Here is a 16,207-nt window from a genome sequence, read left to right on the forward strand (position 1 = left end):
CTGGCTGTTACCTGAGATCTCGGCTAGGGTCGTTTTATCGTGGGTAGACATGCGAACGAATTCCAGCCGATCAGGGCATCTGTGCCCGTCCGACCCGAGATAGCCCTCTCTCGGCCTGCATCTCCACAGATGCCACGGCCGGCCAAGCCTCAGATGCACAGGCCGCCGTCGCGGAGCAAAGCAGCACTTTCGCTGTTCGCCTTCACCGCAGCGTTCGCCTTCGTCATGGTCAACGTCGTCGATCCGTACTCCGGAGCAACGGCATCCCCGTACTTCCAGGTGGCCGGTGATCGCTTCGGCGGCGAGGCCGTGCAGCGCGTCACTGTCGCGGGTGAGTACACGAACACGATCGTCCGAGACGGTTTCACGGTGACCGAGAAGCCGAAGCCTGCGCCCGTCGTGGCGGCGAAGACTTTCTCGGTCTCCGCAGCCGCTATCCCCGACCCCGGGTCAGCGCAGGCGTATGCATACACCGCGGTTGCTGCCCGTGGCTGGGGCGAAGAGCAGTACAGCTGTCTCGTCTCGCTCTGGAACCGCGAATCGGGCTGGCGCGTTAACGCCGCGAACCCGTCTGGTGCCTACGGTATCCCGCAGGCTCTTCCCGGCTCGAAGATGTCATCGGCTGGAGCTGACTGGGAGACCAGCGCTGCCACCCAGATCGAATGGGGCCTCGGCTACATCGGCGGCCGCTATGGGACGCCCTGTGGTGCTTGGGCCCACTCCGAAGACGCCGGCTGGTACTAGGCACTCTGTCTCGCAACGTGCACATCTAGAATTGTCGAATGCCTCGCAGTAATCGTCCCCATGGTCGCCGATCCAATGGCGCAGGCGACGAAGAAGACGGCCTCGCACGTATGATCGCCGGCTGGAAGAAGACTGAGTCGCGCCGAGACGGCTCATGGAACGTCCAGACCATTTCGGCGCAGCAGGCGGTCAAAGGCTACGTGTGTCCCGGCTGCAACCTGCAGATCGCGCCTGGCGTCGCTCACGTTGTTGCGTGGCGAGCTGATGGGGTCATGGGAGACTCCGCCGATCTCGCTGCACGGCGCCACTGGCATTCGCACTGCTGGAAACTCAAATGACAACCCCTGAACAAACGTCAGCGCCTGAACCAGGAGTCACAGTGACAGAGATGATCGAAATCCGCAGTGGGATCGAACTGGCAGCCAGGCGTGAAGACATAGAGCTACGCACCAGCGACGGTCTCACCCTGGTCGGCGAACTCGCCCTGCCTGCCGATCGTGACCCTGTCGCAACCCTCGTCACGTTGCATCCACTGCCCACCCACGGTGGGTTCATGGACTCGCACATACTGCGGAAGGCAGCGAATCGTCTTCCGGCACTCGCGGACCTTGCAGTGCTGCGTTTCAATACCCGAGGCACATCATCGCCGCGAGGAACCAGCGACGGCGTATTCGGTGAGGGCATCGAGGAAGCAGCGGATGTTGCGGCAGCCATGGAATTCGTCCAGGATCACGGGCTTGCCCGCCCCTGGCTCGTCGGCTGGTCATTCGGAACCGAGCTGGCGCTGAAGTACGGGCGCAACTACGCAATCGAAGGCGCCATCCTTCTCTCGCCTCCCTTGCACCGCACCAGCGATGCCGAGCTGGCGGCGTGGAAGGATGATCCCCGCACATTAGTGGCTCTCGTGCCCGAGCTTGACGACTATTTGCAGCCAGACGAAGCCGTCAAACGCTTCGCCGCTGTTCCCTCGGCGCACGTTATTCCTGTCGCAGAGGGACGCCACCTATGGGTGGGGGAGAAGCAGAGCCGACGCGTGTTGAACGAGATCGTCTCGGCGGTGAACCCGGCAGCAGCACCGCTGCCGACCGAACTCCCCGCAAACGACCCACGAGTGGCCCCAGCGCGCTAGAGCTCGTTCTGCCTCGGTATGACGACCTGCTTGATGATCATCAGGATCGATGCAGCAACCGGGATGGCGACGAGCGCACCCAGCAGGCCAAGCAGTGAACCACCGGCGAGAGCCGCGATAACGACGACGGAACCCGGCACCTGCACCGCACGGTTCATGATGTTCGGGCTCAGCACGTATGCCTCAACCTGCATGTAGATGAGGTAGTAGATTGCTGCGACGAAGGCGGTCAGTGTCGAACTGCCGATGCCGGGGATCAGGCAGGTGAGCACGATGATGACTGAACCGGTGATTGTGCCCACCAGCGGAATGAGCGAAAGAATGAACGCCAGGAAGGCCAGCACTGCAGGGAACGGTGCCCCGATGATGGTGAGGAAAATGAAGCTCAACACGCCGTTGCAGGAAGCGAGTGCGGCCTGACCGACGACGTAGCGACCGACCGACGTGGTGATCTGTTCGCTGATGTCAGCAAATCGTGCGCGCTTCGAGGCAGGGACCAGCTGGTACAGGCCACGCTTGATGGCACCGAGAGATGCCGTGAAGTACAGGGTGAGGATCAGGATAATCAAGCCACCGAACAGTCCGCTGACGAGCGAAATACCCGACTGGATAACCGTGCCGGTGATATTGGTCACATTCTCACCGAGGAAATCGGTGACAGAGCTGGTGATCTTCTGGACATCGACACCGGGGAACTGCTTTTGAATGTCGTCAAGCAGAGTCGATGCGTTGACGGAATCAACCAGCTTGGGGATGCTCTCGGTGAGCTTCGCGACCTGGTCGACGATAATCGGCACGATCGCGAAGAACACGCCGGTCAATACGCCGATCACGGCAACCAGAACACTCAGTATTGCTGCCCACCGCGGGAACTTCTTCTTCTCGAGCCATGACACTGCGGGGTCGAGTCCCAGTGAGAGGAACAGAGCCGCTCCGACATAGGTGATGATCGTCTGCAGCGTGATCACCGACGTGATGATCAGCAGACCGAGGCCAGCGCCAAGTGTGGCAATCAGACCGAAGCGAAAGGCATTCTGAATCTTCACTGAAACTCCCCGCGGCTTCGTAATTACTCGTCGGTCGACGTCACTCGTTCTGCCTGAGTGAGAACACCGCGCAGGCTTTCGAAGTAGCCGGCGACAGCGTCGCGCTCAATCCTAATCTGTGAGAGTCGATCCTCAGCATCTGCCACGAGCGCGCGGGTGCGAGCCTCTGCTTCGTCGACGAGTGCCTTCGCTGCTGCGCGGGCATCGAGCACGATCTGCTCGGCCTCGTCCTGGGACAGCTGCTTCAGCGCCTTCGCCTCTTCCCGAGCGCCAAAGTCCAGCTGGTCGTTGAGCTCACGAAGCTCAGCAGTGCGCTTGGTCGTTTCAGTCAGCTGGGCCGTAGCCTCGTCAAGGTACCTCTGGGTCTGTGACACAGCCTCCTGGTGACGGGTCAGCTGATCCTGCTCTGATTCGTCTCGCCTGGCCTTGAGCTCAACTTCGAGGTCTGCCCTCGTCTGGTCGATTTCGCGCTTCTGCTTGGCGGCTTCATGCGCGCCACGCTTGCGTGCCGCGGTGAGGTCATTCTCGAGATCGATGCGGAGCTGCTCGCTCTCGGCGGCGAAGTCAGCCTTGACCTGCTCGTTCTCGCGGTCGAGGTCGGCGCGAGCCTGCTCGCGCTCTGCTTCGAGGGCCGCTGCGGCGCGCTCGGCTTCGCGGGCAAGCGCAGCGCGCTTCTTGGAGATCTCGCGCGTGAGGTCGGTCCTGGCCTGCTCGCGCTCGACGTTCAGTTCGGCCCTGGCCTGGTCGAGTTCGCGGGCTAGATCGGTGCGGCTCTGTTCGATTTCGGTCGTCAGCGCTGCACGAGCCTCTTCGGTCTCTGCAGCGAGGTCGATCCTGGCGTTCTCGGTCTCGGTCGCGAGATCGATCCTGGCCTGCTCGGTCTCTGCAGCGAGATCGATCCTGGCCTGCTCGGTCTCCGTGGCGAGATCTGCACGCTGCTGGTCGAGTTCGTGGGCGACTTCCGCACGAGTCAGTTCTGTCTCACTGGTGAGGCCGGCTGCGATTTCTCGTGCCTCTGTCGCCTCGCGCTGGGCAACGACGCGCACCTCTGCGGCTTCACGCTCTGCTTCTGAGCGGATGGCCGAGGCTTCGCGCTTCACTGTTGAGCGCAGCTCTGCGGCCTCGGTTGCAACAGCACCACGAATGGCGGCTGCCTCCTGCACGGCTTCCTGGGTGAGGATGGCGTGCTGTTCCTGTGCGCGCGAGATGTAGTCATCGGCTTCGGAGCGAGCATCTTCGAGGATGCGCGCTGCCTTGACGGTGGCGTCGGACAGCGTGCGCTGGGCGTGCTCTGCTGCGTCCTTCTTAACGCGCTGCGCTTCGTCCGATGCTGACGTGCGCAGTTTTTCGGCGTCGATGTCTGCCTGGGCGATCACCCTGGTCGACTGCTCCTCCGCTACACGGAGCGTGTTCTCAAGCTTCGTGCCGAGCCCCGAGAACGTCGGGCTGCCAACTTCTTCAATCTCAGCGCTGAGGTCGTCGATGCGGGCGCTCAGACGCTTGATCTCCTTGGACGCTTCAACCCCTTGGTTGTTCGCCTGGATCAGGTCGCGGCGCAGACCCTGGATGACCTTGTCTACTTCGTCCTTGTCGTAGCCACGGAATACCTGGGTGAATTCAGCCTCGTCGTTCGGCACAGTCTCTCCTCGTCAGTGGGCGCTGTCGTCGTCGGTCATGACGAAAAGCAAAACAGGGCCGTCTCAATTTTAGACTGTCCAGGCGGCTACCGTCCCCACCTCCCTTTCAGGGGGTTACTAGTGTCTATTCAGACGTATCGGGTATCGTGGCACGTCCGTGTCTGTTGTCCAGAAGGCCATTTTTGCGGCAGGACATCTGAAAACTGCAGTTGCTATGGGTGACGCAGGAGGGTTATACGTGCGTTTTGTTAGTGCCATCGTGGCATTTGTACTCGCTGCAGTCATGCTTGTTTTCGGCATCGCTCAGCGAACAATTTTTCTGGAGCCGGTCAGTGAACCGCTCTCAACAACCGTAGAAGGCGTTCAGTACGCTGTGTTGACCCCGGGAGCTCTGGGCGCCCATGAGGGTGGTCAGACTGTGGAGATAAGCGGGTCCGACACTGTCTTCATGGCGTATGGGCGCACCGCAGACGTTGAGGCGTGGATTGGTGACTCCAGCTACTCGAAGATCTCGTACTCGTCAGACAAGGGCGATTTCACATCGAAGACAGTGACGGGAGATTCCGCTTCGGGTGAAGCCGCCCAGCCAGCCGACACCCCCACGATCGTTGACCCCGCCGGTTCTGACCTGTGGCTTGAGGAATTCTCTGCTGAAAAGTCCCTGTCGAAGACGATCAATGTGCCGGACGACATTTCGGTGATCATCGCTTCAGATGGCACGGCGCCAGCACCGGCAAACGTCTCAGTGTCCTGGCCAGTTGACACTTCGACCCCCTGGGCAGGACCCCTCATCGTGGGCGGTGCCGTCCTGCTGCTGATCGGACTTGCCTTGTATGCCTGGGCCCTGCTGCACATGCGCAGGTCTCGCGGCCCCCGTCGCAATCTGCCGCGCGGACCACGTATGCCCAAGCTGCCGCGCGCACCTCGTCCGAAGGTCATTAAGGCAAGCGAGATTACCGGAGGACGCAAGGCGATCTCCAAGAGGATGGCCACGCTCGTTCCTGTCGTCGTCATCTCAGGGCTCGTGCTCAGCGGTTGCTCTGCGGACTTCTGGCCACAGGCTGACGACTCCTCGCCCGCGTCAACAAGTACTGCCACGAGTGACACTTCAAACGAGAAGGACTCAACGCTCGGCACTCCGACGCCTGATCCGGCAGCGATTCAGGTCGAGCCAGTCGTGACCGTTCCACAGTTGGAGCGCATCGTCGGCAAGATCTCCGAGCTGACGGCCGAGGCAGACGCGACGCTCAACTCCGACGCCATCAAGACTCGTTTTACCGGGCCTGCGCTTGAGCAGCGCCTGGCCAACTACAAGATCCGGGCGAGTTATGCCGAGCAACCAGCTCTGCAGGCGCTTCCTTCCGGACCACTCAACCTGGTTTTGCCGCAGCAGTCGGCAGCGTGGCCCCGCGTTGTCATGGCAATGATCCTCAATGAGGAAGACGCCACAGTCCCGCCCACCGCGCTTGTACTGAAGCAGGAGTCACCGCGCGCGAACTACGTGATCGAGTACGCCGTGCAGCTCGAAGCCTCAGCCAAGGTCACCGATGTCGCGCCTGCAGTCATCGGCGCGCCGATCGTCGCTCCCGACTCGAAGCTGCCGCTGCTCGCGCCAGACCAGGTGGCAGCTGCATACGCAGACATCCTGATGAATGGTGAAGCCAGCCAGTCCTACGGCTTGTTTGAGAGCGATGGCGACACGTTGCGTACCGAGATCGGTGTCGACAAGATGAACGAGTGGCGCGCTGCCCTTCCATCGACAGCGTCAATCGAGTTCGCCAGGGCCGCAGGCACTGGGCGGCCGATCGCCCTCGGCACCAATGATGCCGGAGCGCTTGTCGCCGTGAGCATGACCGAAACTGAGACGGTCAAGCCGGTCGATTCGGGTGCCACAGTCAGCCCGGAAAAGGCGAGCAAGGCCCTGTCTGGGGTTGAAGCAACCGCCAAGGGCATTCAGAGTGTGTATGAAGACCAGTTGCTGTTCCTCGTGCCGGCAGCCGGTTCAACTGACCAAATCGTGCTTCTGGGTATGTCCAGAGGCCTCATCTCTTCTGCGGAGCTGCAATGACCAATATGACCCCTCCCGGTGCCAACCTTCGCGGTGCGGTCGACCTGTCATCCCTCGTCAATCGCCAGCCAGTGCCTGGCGCACCGGCAGGGGCACCTGGGGCAGCGCCAGGCGCAACCGGCCCGGTACCGGTGCCTAGCCTGATCCTCGATGGCACAGACGCGAACTTCGGTGAGCTGCTTGACCTGTCGATGACAGTTCCGGTGATCGTCGACCTGTGGGCAGAGTGGTGCGAGCCGTGCAAACAGCTCACGCCGGTTCTGGAAAAGCTTGTCACCGAGTACGGCGGACGCTTCGTGTTGGCGAAGGTCGATGTCGATGTGAATCCGCAGCTGACACAGGCCTTCCAGGCACAGTCGATTCCGACCGTCGCTGCGGTCATCGGCGGACAGCCCGTACAGCTCTTCGCCGGAGCACTTCCCGAGGATCAGGTCCGTGAGGTCTTCGAACGTGTGCTTGAACTCGCTGCGCAGCACGGCGTCACGGGTACAGCTACGGCTCCAGACGCTGACGATGCAGTTGACGCTGTGGCGGACGAAGCTCCAGCAGAGGTCGAGCTTCCGCCGCACCACCGTGAGGCATATGACGCTATTGAGCGTGGTGACTACCCGGCTGCGATTGCCGAGTACAAGATGGCCCTGGCCAAGGATCCCCGCGACACCATGGCCGTGGCCGGTCTTGCCCAGGTGAACCTGCTGCACCGCCTGCAGGGAAAGACACTCGACGAGATCCGCTCAGGCGCAGCCGCTGCGCCGGATGACCTCGATGCGCAGCTCCTCGTTGCAGACCTGGATCTCTCCGGTGGCCACGTTGAGGACGCATTCGATCGCCTGCTCACGCTGTTCCCGAAGCAGGACGCTGCCGGTAAGAACCGCATCCGCGAACGCATGCTTGAGCTGTTCGAGGTTGTCGGTCTCGACGACCCGCGCGTCCCGCCGGCGCGCGCTCGCCTGACCGCGCTGCTGTATTAGGCCTCTGTACTAGGCACTACCGCCTGAGCTTCAGCCAGAGGCCGCCGAGTGGGGGCAGCGACAGGGTGGCGGATGCTGGCCTCCCTGCCCACGACTCGTCAGTCGCGTGCACGACGCCCAGATTGCCGACGCCTGACCCGCCGAATTCGACAGCGTCAGTATTCAGGATCTCATCCCACTCGCCGGCGAACGGCAGGCCGATGCGGTAGCCCAGATGCGGGTGTCCCGCGAAGTTGAACACGCACGCCAGCGGTTGGCCGTCCTCGGCCAGACGCAGGAACGCCACGACGTTCTGGTCGGCCGCTCCGCCGTCGATCCACTCGAATCCGCGGGAATCGTTGTCGAGCTCCCACAGTGCAGGGGTGCCAACGTAGGTGCGATTGAGGTGGCCGACGAGCGTGAATAGTCCGCGATGGTCAGGCTGGTCGAGCATCCACCAGTCGAGTCCGCGCTGCTCGCTCCACTCTGAGCGCTGGCCGAACTCCTGTCCCATGAACAGGAGTTGCTTGCCGGGGTGCGCCCACATGAACGACAGGTACACGCGCACATTGGCCAGTTGCTGCCAGGAGTCGCCCGGCATCTTGGAGACCAGAGAACCCTTGCCGTGCACAACTTCATCGTGGCTGATGGGCAGCAGGAAGCTCTCGCTGAACGCGTAGACGAACGAGAACGTGATGTCGTTGTGGTGGTACGAGCGATACATCGGGTCTTGCTGCATGTATTGCAGGGAGTCGTGCATCCAGCCCATGTTCCATTTGAGGCCGAAGCCGAGACCGCCGCTGTAGGTCGGTGCGGTCACGCCCGGCCAGCTCGTTGACTCCTCTGCGATCATCACGGTGCCCGGATTGCGCTTGTATGCGGTTGCCGTGACCTCCTGCATGAGCGCGATGGCCTCAAGGTTTTCGCGACCGCCGTGGATGTTGGGTTCCCAGCCGCCTTCTTCCCTCGAGTAGTCGAGGTAGAGCATCGAGGCGACAGCGTCGACCCGCAAACCGTCAATGTGGAACTCTTCAAGCCAGTACAGCGCGTTGGCGACCAGGAAGTTACGTACCTGCGGCTGGCCGAAGTCGAATACGTATGTTCCCCAGTCGAGCTGCTCACCACGCTTGGGATCTGGGTGCTCGTAGAGCGCCTGGCCGTCGAAGCGGGCCAGGGCCCATTCGTCTTTCGGGAAGTGACCAGGTACCCAGTCCATGATCACGCCGATGCCGGCTCGGTGCAGTCTGTCGATCAGGTAGCGCAGGTCGTCTGGGTGGCCGAAGCGGCTTGTCGGTGCGTAGTAGCCGGTGACCTGATATCCCCATGACCCGCCGAATGGATGTTCGGCAAGAGGCATGAATTCGACGTGTGTGTATGCCAGCTCTGCCATGTAGTCGATGAGCTCGTCAGCGAGCTCGCGGTAGCCCAGTCCTGGGCGCCAGGACCCGACGTGCATCTCGTAGATGCTCATGGGCCGGTTGTGCGGGTCACTCGAGCTTCTGGTTTCGAGCCACGACGCATCCCCCCAGCTGTATGAGGTGGTACCGACGATCGAGGCGGTGGCGGGGGAGACTTCCGTGTAGCGGGCCATTGGATCGGCGCGGCGAACCCACTCGCCGGCCTGGGTGAGCAGTTCGAATTTGTAGTTATTACCGGGGGCCAGCTCTGGCACGAAGAGTTCCCACACGCCGGTGGCGCCCATGTTACGCATGGCGTGAGTGACGCCGTTCCAGCCGTTGAAGTCACCGATCACACGGACCGCCCTGGCGTGCGGGGCCCAAACGGCGAATGAGGTGCCGCGGGTCGATCCGGTCACGCCTGCGTGCTCTCTGAAATGTGCACCGAGTGCGTCCCAGAGGCGCTCATGCCTGCCCTCGCCGATGAGGTGCAGGTCAAGCTCGCCGATCGATGGTGAGTAGCGATATGGGTCGTCTGCGATCCAGGAGGGTCCGTTCGCGTACGTGGCCTCAAGCGTGTAGTCCTGCAGCCCCAGGGTGCTGTACCCCTGCCAGATGCCGTTCGCGATATGTGCGAGCTCGACCCTGGCGCCGGTCGGCAGGAGCGCGAAGACTTCGGCGGCAAGTGGCCTGAGTGCCCGGATGACGGTGACGGGGTCGTTCACGCCAGGCAGGTTGAGCAGGTGCTGACCGAGGATCTCGTGTGGGTTGTAGTAGCTGCCGGCTGCAACAGCATCCAATACCTCTGCCGGGGGGACGGGTAACGCTACGGCGTCCTGCGGGGCGTCATTCGGGGCAGCGTGCTTCATCGGCCGAGTTCCTTTCGCGCGGTGACGTGCAGGATGTGCATGGGTTCGGTGAATGCGTCCAGTCGTACGTAGTTGTCGGCGGACCAGGTCCACACAAAGCCCGTGACCAGATCGCGCACCTCGAAGGATTCGCCGAGGGCCAGACCGAATTTGGTGACGTCTAGGTGCACGACGGTTTCGCGCACCGAGTGCGGGTCGACGTTGGCGACGACGAGGATGGCATCCGGTTTGCCGCTCGCCGTGAACTCGCCGGCCAGGTACTTGCTGTAGACGATGATCGAGTCGTCTTCGCTCTCGTGGATCTCGAGGTTGCGCAGCTGCCTGAGCGCCGGGTGCTCCGACCTGATGCGGTTCAGCAAAGTGATGAACGGTGCCAGGGACCTACCGTGCTCTTCGGCTTTCTGAAAATCGCGCGGCCGGTACTCGTACTTCTCGCTGTCGATATTCTCTTCGGCGCCAGGCCTGGCCACGCTCTCGTACAACTCGAAGCCGGCGTAGACGCCCCAGGTGGGACTCGCGGTAGCCGCAAGCCCTGCCCTGATTTTGAAGGAAGCAGGCCCGCCGAATTGCAGGTACTCGGTGAGAATGTCAGGCGTGTTCACGAATAGGTTCGGCCGCAGGAAGTCGGCGGTGTCGTGGGCAAGCGAGTCGAAGAACTCCTCGAGCTCTTCCTTCGTGTTGCGCCAGGTGAAGTAGGTGTACGACTGCTGAAATCCCACCTTGCCCAGCGCCTGCAGCAGGGCGGGGCGGGTGAAGGCTTCGGCCAGGAAGACGACATCGGGGAACTCGGCGTTGACGGTGGCGATCAGCCACTCCCAGAAGTCGAGCGGTTTGGTGTGCGGGTTGTCGACGCGGAAGATCCGGATCCCGTTGCTGATCCAGTGCCGCACGATGCGCAGCACTTCGAACCTGATGCCGTCTGGATCGTTGTCGAAGTTGATCGGATAGATGTCCTGGTACTTCTTCGGCGGGTTCTCTGCGTAGGCGATCGTGCCGTCCGGCAGTGTGGTGAACCATTCGGGGTGCTCGGTGACCCAGGGGTGGTCTGGGGATGCCTGGAGTGCCAGGTCGATCGCCACCTCGATGCCGAGGGCTGCGGCCTTGCTCACGAAGTAGCTGAAGTCCTTCAGAGTGCCGAGGTCGGGGTGGATGGCGTCATGGCCACCCGCTGCTGACCCGATCGCCCACGGCGACCCCGGGTCGTTCGGTCCGGCATCCAGTGTGTTGTTCGGGCCTTTGCGGAACGCTGTGCCGATCGGGTGGATCGGCGGCAAGTAGAGCACGTCGAACCCCATGGCGGCGACCGCGGGAAGTCGACGGGCTGCAGTGCGGAATGTACCGCTCTGCCAGCTGCCGTCTTTTGCACGTTTTGCGCCTTCAGAGCGGGGGAAGAACTCGTACCAGGCGCCGACTCCGGCCCTGGTGCGTTCGACGATGACGTCGCGCGGCTCTGATTCGCTCGACAGGCTGGCCAGCGGATGCCGGGCTATCCAGACCAGCAGCTTCGGGTTGTCGGCCGCAGCCAGGCGCTCAGTGGTCGGCAGGGACCTGTCGGCCAGTGTGGCAGCCGCCGCAGTGAATGCGCGCCTTTCGGCTGGCGTGCGATGAGTGTCGCGCGCTGCAGCCCCGAGGAGCTGCTCACCGATGGTGAACATCAGCTCGACGTCGACACCCGCCTCGATCTTGACCGTGGCGTTGTGCTTCCACGTGGCGAAGTCGTCGGCGTATGCCCTGACCCGGTAGGTCCAGCTGCCCTGTTCGTGCAGTTGCACGTCGGTGCCGAACCGGTCGGTGCCCGCCGCGAGCAGCGTCATCGGGTGTGTGGTCGTCACGCCGTTGGGGGCGGTGAGGAGGAGAGCGACGCCGATGCGATCGTGTCCCTCTCGAAATGCAGTCGCGGCGAATGGCACTACCTCGCCGGCGAAAGCCCGAGCGGGCCAGCGGTTGTCGGAGATCTGTGGCGACAGGTCGAGAATCGGGATCCGTCCTGCGCGGGTGTGCACCGGGGTGTGCGCAGCTGAGTGCGCTGGGGTGGAGTTGTCGGGGATGCCCGTGAGATTCACTGTCGTAGCCACACCACGACCGTAGCGTGAAACGCCAGAATTTCAGGAGCAGACGTTCACACATTCGTCACACGTCGCCCATAGGGTTAGCAGCGTGAAGGCGATCCGCAAATTTACAGTCCGTGCCGTCTTGCCTGAGGCGCTTCAAGCGCTCGAAGAGCTGTGCGGCAATCTTCGATGGTCGTGGCACGAACCGACAAGGCAGCTGTTCGAACACATCTCGCCTGAACTCTGGCGTGAGCTGGGCCATGACCCCGTGGCTCTGCTCGGTGCTGTCGATCCTGAACGCCTTGACGAGCTGGCAACGGATCCGGACTTTATTGCAGGGGCAAACCTCGAGCGGGACGAGCTCAGGGCCTACCTGGGAGAGCCGCGCTGGTACCAGTCTCTCAAGGGGGACAAGCCTGATCGCATCGCCTACTTCTCGCCGGAATACGGCATTGCTGCCGCCTTGCCGCAGTACTCGGGAGGCCTCGGCATCCTGGCGGGTGACCATTTGAAGAGCGCGTCCGACCTCGGGGTTCCGCTTGTCGGCGTCGGACTTTTCTATCGTGCTGGCTATTTCAGCCAGGCGATCTCAGCCGATGGCTGGCAGATGGAGAGTTATCCGCTGCTTGACCCCGATGGTCTGCCGCTCTCGGTACTTCGGCGTCCTGATGGGTCTGATGTGCAGGTTGCACTTGCCCTTCCCGATGACCGCACGCTGCATGCGCGTGTCTGGCAAGCCCTCGTCGGGCGTGTCAGCCTGCTGCTGCTCGACACAGATATCCCTGAGAACGACGATGAGCTGCGGCTCGTCACCGATCGGCTGTATGGCGGTGGTGGGGAGCATCGACTGCTTCAGGAGATTCTTCTCGGTGTCGGAGGTGCCCGTGCCGTCAAGCTGTGGAGCAAGCTCAACGACCTGCCCGAACCTGAGGTATTCCACACCAACGAGGGCCACGCCGGATTCCTCGGTCTGGAGCGGATCGCGAGCCTGATCGGCGAGGGACTGAGTTTCACTGAAGCGTTGCAGGTGGCGAGAGCCGGAACCGTGTTTACGACGCACACGCCGGTCGCTGCCGGAATCGACAGGTTCGAGCGTGACCTCATCCGGCGCTATTTCGATACCGACCTGTTGCCAGGGGTCGAGGTCGATGACGTGCTCGCCCTCGGGGCTGAGACCGGAGAGGGCGGGTCTGACGTATTCAATATGGCGCTGATGGGTCTGCGGCTCGGTCAGCATGCCAACGGGGTCTCGAAACTACACGGTGAAGTCAGTCGCGAGATGTTCAAGGGGCTGTGGCCGGGGTTTGACTCTGCCGATATTCCGATCACGTCAATCACCAATGGGGTGCATGCTCCGACCTGGACGGATCCAGCCCTGCTGCGACTCGCGGAGAGTCGTCTCGGCACCACTGACACCACCAGCGCGAACTGGCGCTCGCCGAGTATCAGCGATGCCGACCTATGGGCTGTCCGTGGTCACATGCGCTTGCAGTTCGTTGAGGATGCCCGTCGCAGAATCCGTGCGGCCTGGGTTGCACAGAACCAGGGTGGGGTTCCGCCGGCCTGGATGAGCCAGGTCTTCAATCCAGATGTGCTCACCATCGGATTCGCCAGGCGAGTGCCCACCTACAAGCGGCTGACCCTGATGCTGCATGACCGGGACCGACTGCGTGCGTTGCTGACGCACCCTGAGCACCCGATCCAGATCGTGATCGCCGGAAAATCGCACCCTGCCGATGAAGAGGGCAAGAGGCTCATTCAGCAGATCGTGCAGTTCGCGGAGGACCCGGAGCTGCGCACTCGCATAGCTTTTCTACCCGACTACAATATCGCAATGGCGCAGCTCATGTACCCGGGGACCGACGTCTGGCTGAACAACCCATTGCGACCGCTCGAAGCGTGTGGCACGTCGGGAATGAAGGCCGCGCTGAACGGTGTGCTCAACCTGTCGATCCTCGATGGTTGGTGGCCGGAGTTCTACGACGGCAAGAACGGCTGGGCGATTCCCTCTGCCGACTCGGCGGGTGACTCTGCAGAGCGAGACAAGCTTGAAGCAGATGCGCTCTACGACCTGATCGAGCACCAGGTCGCGCCGTCGTTCTACGAGCGCAACTCCGATGGGATCCCTGAGCGATGGGTGGGGGCCGTGCGTCACACCCTTGCGGGGTTATCGCCCGAGCTGAGTGCTGACCGTATGGTCAGGCAGTACGTGCAGGAGCTCTACATTCCCGCGCACCACAATGAGGCGTTGCTCAGCGCTGAAGACTTCATGGTGGCCAGGGAACTCGCTGCGTGGAAAGAGGCGATCAGAGCAGCTTGGCCCGGTGTGGCTGTCAGCCATGTCGAGTCGGGGGGAGTGAGCTCGGTGCCGCAGGTCGGTGACGAACTGCATCTGCGTGCTCACGTGCAGTTGAACGGGCTGTCACCGGATGACGTCATCGTCGAGGTTGTTTACGGTCGCAGTTCGAGCGGGGATGACCTCACCAATGTCGCGAGCCAGGCGCTGACGCTCGTGGGTGGTGACGCTGCTGCTGCTGCCGGTGGCTCTGGTGGGTTGCTTTACACGGGAACCGTCAAGCTCGATCGTGCCGGAGGATTTGGATACACCGTTCGGATCGTGCCCAAGAACGAGTTGTTGCTCAGCCACGCCGAGATGGGGCTGGTGGCGCTCGCCGGATAGCGGCGGTTGTGGTGTGGTGTCGTGTCGTGTCGTGCCGCCGAGGACTCGTGTTTAGAACGGCGGGTTCTCGGGTAATGGTGGCGTGGGGGTGTTGCGTACGACGTAGCCGGTGGGTGTCGTCAGGGTAACGCTGCCGTCTGGGTCACGTTGATAGCGGATCTTGGTGAGCGTTTTCAGTCGATGGTCGCGCGCGCAGAGCGGGATGAGGTTGTCTTCGTTGGTGAGGCCGTGGTCTCTGGCCCATTCGGCAACGTGGTCGATGTCGCAGTTGATGGCGAGGCGATCGCAGTCTGGGTTGGCGCAGGTGCCGAATTTCACGGCCAGGAGTTCGCGTTGGGCTTTCGTCGGTCGGTAGCGGCGGCGGTCGAAGTTGAGGATCTCGCCGGTGAACGGGTCGGTGCCGACGCGACGGAAAGCCGGGGCATCGCTGAAGAGTTGTGCGGCGGTGACCGGGTCGATGGGACCGTAGCCCTGAAGCACGGCCGGCTGCGTAACTGTGCCTGTGCCTGTGGGGCCTACGTCGCCGCCACCGATTCCCAGTAGGCCGAGCATGCGCACGAACAGCATCGGCCGCACCTTCGCGGCCGTCGGGGTGCCGTCACCGGCAAGCCAGGCGACGAGGAGGTCGGCGCGAGCCTGCGGTTGGGTGCGGCACGAATCGACGGGTGTGCCCGCCTTTACCGCCGCCGTCTTCTCGGTGGTCACGTCGCGCTTGGCGGTTGCATCGAGCCTGGCTTTGATGCGGATGGCATCGGGTGCACTGATGAAGGCGTGCAGCCACGCCATGCCGTCATCGGCCGGTTCGACGGTCACCCGGCGATCAATCATTGCGCGAGCGTGCCGAAGCTCGGGACGTTCGGCCAGGAGCCGGTAACGAAGCTCGCGGGCCTTCTGCCGGAAAGCCTTCGCTGTCTGTGCTGCAGCTGTCTTCGCCAGTTCGGTGTCGTAGCGAGCGACAGCCGCATCGGTGAGGCTGATCTGTAGCTCGACGGCGGCACTGGCCTGCACGTAGCTGATCAGACCCGAGTGGAAGAGGTCCCAGAGCCGGGGCAGCCGGTCGGCGAGCACCTGGCCTTCGCGTGCCTGGTTGAGCACCTGGTCGGGCGTCACGCGTAGACGCAAGGCCGCCTCAAACGCTGCTGAGCGTTCGGCGAAACCCGCAGGGTCGTCTTCGTGCATCCCCACTTCGGTCAGGTACACACGCGGGTTACGACGAGCCAGCTCCAGAACCTCAGCCAAAGCGGACAATCGCGCGGCCATCGTGCGGTTCGTCTCGAACTGCGCGTGCGCGGCATCATCGATCGCGTAATCGATCGCAGCCAGCGGCGACAACATCCGCGGCGACAACATCCGCGGCGGAAAGCTCTGAGGGGGAAAATCCTGAGGCGGGAAGTCCTGAGGGGGAAGAAGCTGCGTGGCATCAGACGTGAACCACTCAGGCTCAAGCAGACGCTCCGCGTCGACAACGGTGCCACCAGTGTGCGGCCTGCCGACGAACACATCGGGGAAGGGATCCACCGGGAGTTCGTCTGTCTGTGACATACCCCAATTATAGAACATATGTTCGAATATGGCTAGAGTCTTTCTCAAGATAGTCGAAGCGTCGAAGCGTCGAAGCGAGGAAGCGAGGAAGCGA

General features: G+C 62.6%; 11 protein-coding genes. 6 read left to right on the plus strand and 5 right to left on the minus strand.

Annotation, left to right across the window (positions count from 1 at the left end; translation table 11 throughout):
• Positions 1-153: 153 nt before the first annotated feature.
• The 3 genes from ACMT3I_RS04045 to ACMT3I_RS04055 are packed head-to-tail and all read left to right on the plus strand — an operon-like array spanning position 154 to position 1,873.
• Complete coding sequence (locus tag ACMT3I_RS04045; protein WP_414803151.1) at positions 154-744, plus strand: lytic transglycosylase domain-containing protein; 591 nt, start codon at positions 154-156, stop codon at positions 742-744.
• Between the two features lie 38 nt (positions 745-782).
• A complete protein-coding gene (locus ACMT3I_RS04050; RefSeq protein WP_414803152.1) occupies positions 783-1,082 on the plus strand; it encodes a hypothetical protein in 300 nt (99 codons plus the stop codon).
• Positions 1,083-1,132: 50 nt separating this feature from the next.
• Entirely contained in the window at positions 1,133-1,873 is a 741-nt protein-coding gene (locus ACMT3I_RS04055) for an alpha/beta hydrolase (RefSeq protein ID WP_414803526.1), read from the plus strand.
• On the opposite strand, the gene ACMT3I_RS04060 is transcribed toward ACMT3I_RS04055, so the two are convergent.
• Together ACMT3I_RS04060 and ACMT3I_RS04065 are read right to left on the minus strand one after the other, a co-directional pair.
• Positions 1,870-2,919, minus strand: coding sequence for an AI-2E family transporter (locus ACMT3I_RS04060; RefSeq protein ID WP_414803153.1), 1,050 nt, complete (start codon positions 2,917-2,919; stop codon positions 1,870-1,872). The genes ACMT3I_RS04055 and ACMT3I_RS04060 overlap by 4 nt on opposite strands.
• Before the next feature lie 23 nt (positions 2,920-2,942).
• On the minus strand, positions 2,943-4,556 hold the full coding sequence (locus ACMT3I_RS04065; protein ID WP_414803154.1) for a DivIVA domain-containing protein: 1,614 nt from the start codon (positions 4,554-4,556) through the stop codon (positions 2,943-2,945).
• Positions 4,557-4,794: 238 nt separating this feature from the next.
• Between ACMT3I_RS04065 and ACMT3I_RS04070 the strand changes: the two genes are divergently transcribed.
• Positions 4,795-6,624, plus strand: a complete 1,830-nt coding sequence (locus ACMT3I_RS04070) for a hypothetical protein (RefSeq protein WP_414803155.1) — start codon at positions 4,795-4,797, stop codon at positions 6,622-6,624.
• Positions 6,621-7,595, plus strand: coding sequence for a tetratricopeptide repeat protein (locus ACMT3I_RS04075; RefSeq protein WP_414803156.1), 975 nt, complete (start codon positions 6,621-6,623; stop codon positions 7,593-7,595). The genes ACMT3I_RS04070 and ACMT3I_RS04075 overlap by 4 nt, the downstream gene beginning before the upstream one ends.
• 16 nt (positions 7,596-7,611) lie before the next feature.
• Here ACMT3I_RS04075 and glgB read toward each other — a convergent pair whose 3' ends face one another.
• Both glgB and ACMT3I_RS04085 read right to left on the minus strand, forming a co-directional pair.
• A complete protein-coding gene (gene glgB, locus ACMT3I_RS04080) occupies positions 7,612-9,840 on the minus strand; it encodes a 1,4-alpha-glucan branching protein GlgB (RefSeq protein WP_414803157.1) in 2,229 nt (742 codons plus the stop codon).
• The gene (locus ACMT3I_RS04085) at positions 9,837-11,843 is read right to left on the minus strand and encodes an alpha-1,4-glucan--maltose-1-phosphate maltosyltransferase (RefSeq protein WP_414803527.1); all 2,007 of its coding nucleotides are present in this window, start codon (positions 11,841-11,843) and stop codon (positions 9,837-9,839) included. Before ACMT3I_RS04085 ends, glgB begins: the two co-directional genes overlap by 4 nt.
• A gap of 154 nt (positions 11,844-11,997) precedes the next feature.
• Here ACMT3I_RS04085 and glgP point away from each other — a divergent pair, with 154 nt between their 5' ends.
• The gene (glgP, locus tag ACMT3I_RS04090) at positions 11,998-14,571 is read left to right on the plus strand and encodes an alpha-glucan family phosphorylase (RefSeq protein ID WP_414803158.1); all 2,574 of its coding nucleotides are present in this window, start codon (positions 11,998-12,000) and stop codon (positions 14,569-14,571) included.
• A gap of 51 nt (positions 14,572-14,622) precedes the next feature.
• On the opposite strand, the gene ACMT3I_RS04095 is transcribed toward glgP, so the two are convergent.
• Positions 14,623-16,113, minus strand: a complete 1,491-nt coding sequence (locus ACMT3I_RS04095; RefSeq protein ID WP_414803159.1) for a DUF222 domain-containing protein — start codon at positions 16,111-16,113, stop codon at positions 14,623-14,625.
• Positions 16,114-16,207: the final 94 nt, after the last annotated feature.

Origin of the sequence: Leifsonia sp. A12D58, from assembly GCF_047530025.1 — a bacterium.
GTDB lineage: Bacteria > Actinomycetota > Actinomycetes > Actinomycetales > Microbacteriaceae > Cryobacterium.

Bases quoted from the DNA above. Each gene is read 5' to 3' on its own strand.
- ACMT3I_RS04055 (WP_414803526.1), top strand. From the start codon at position 1,133: ATGATCGAAATCCGCAGTGGGATCGAACTGGCAGCCAGGCGTGAAGAC.
- ACMT3I_RS04050 (WP_414803152.1), top strand. From the start codon at position 783: ATGCCTCGCAGTAATCGTCCCCATGGTCGCCGATCCAATGGCGCAGGC.
- ACMT3I_RS04045 (WP_414803151.1), top strand. From the start codon at position 154: ATGCACAGGCCGCCGTCGCGGAGCAAAGCAGCACTTTCGCTGTTCGCC.
- ACMT3I_RS04075 (WP_414803156.1), top strand. From the start codon at position 6,621: ATGACCAATATGACCCCTCCCGGTGCCAACCTTCGCGGTGCGGTCGAC.
- ACMT3I_RS04095 (WP_414803159.1), bottom strand. From the start codon at position 16,113: ATGTCACAGACAGACGAACTCCCGGTGGATCCCTTCCCCGATGTGTTC.
- glgB (WP_414803157.1), bottom strand. From the start codon at position 9,840: ATGAAGCACGCTGCCCCGAATGACGCCCCGCAGGACGCCGTAGCGTTA.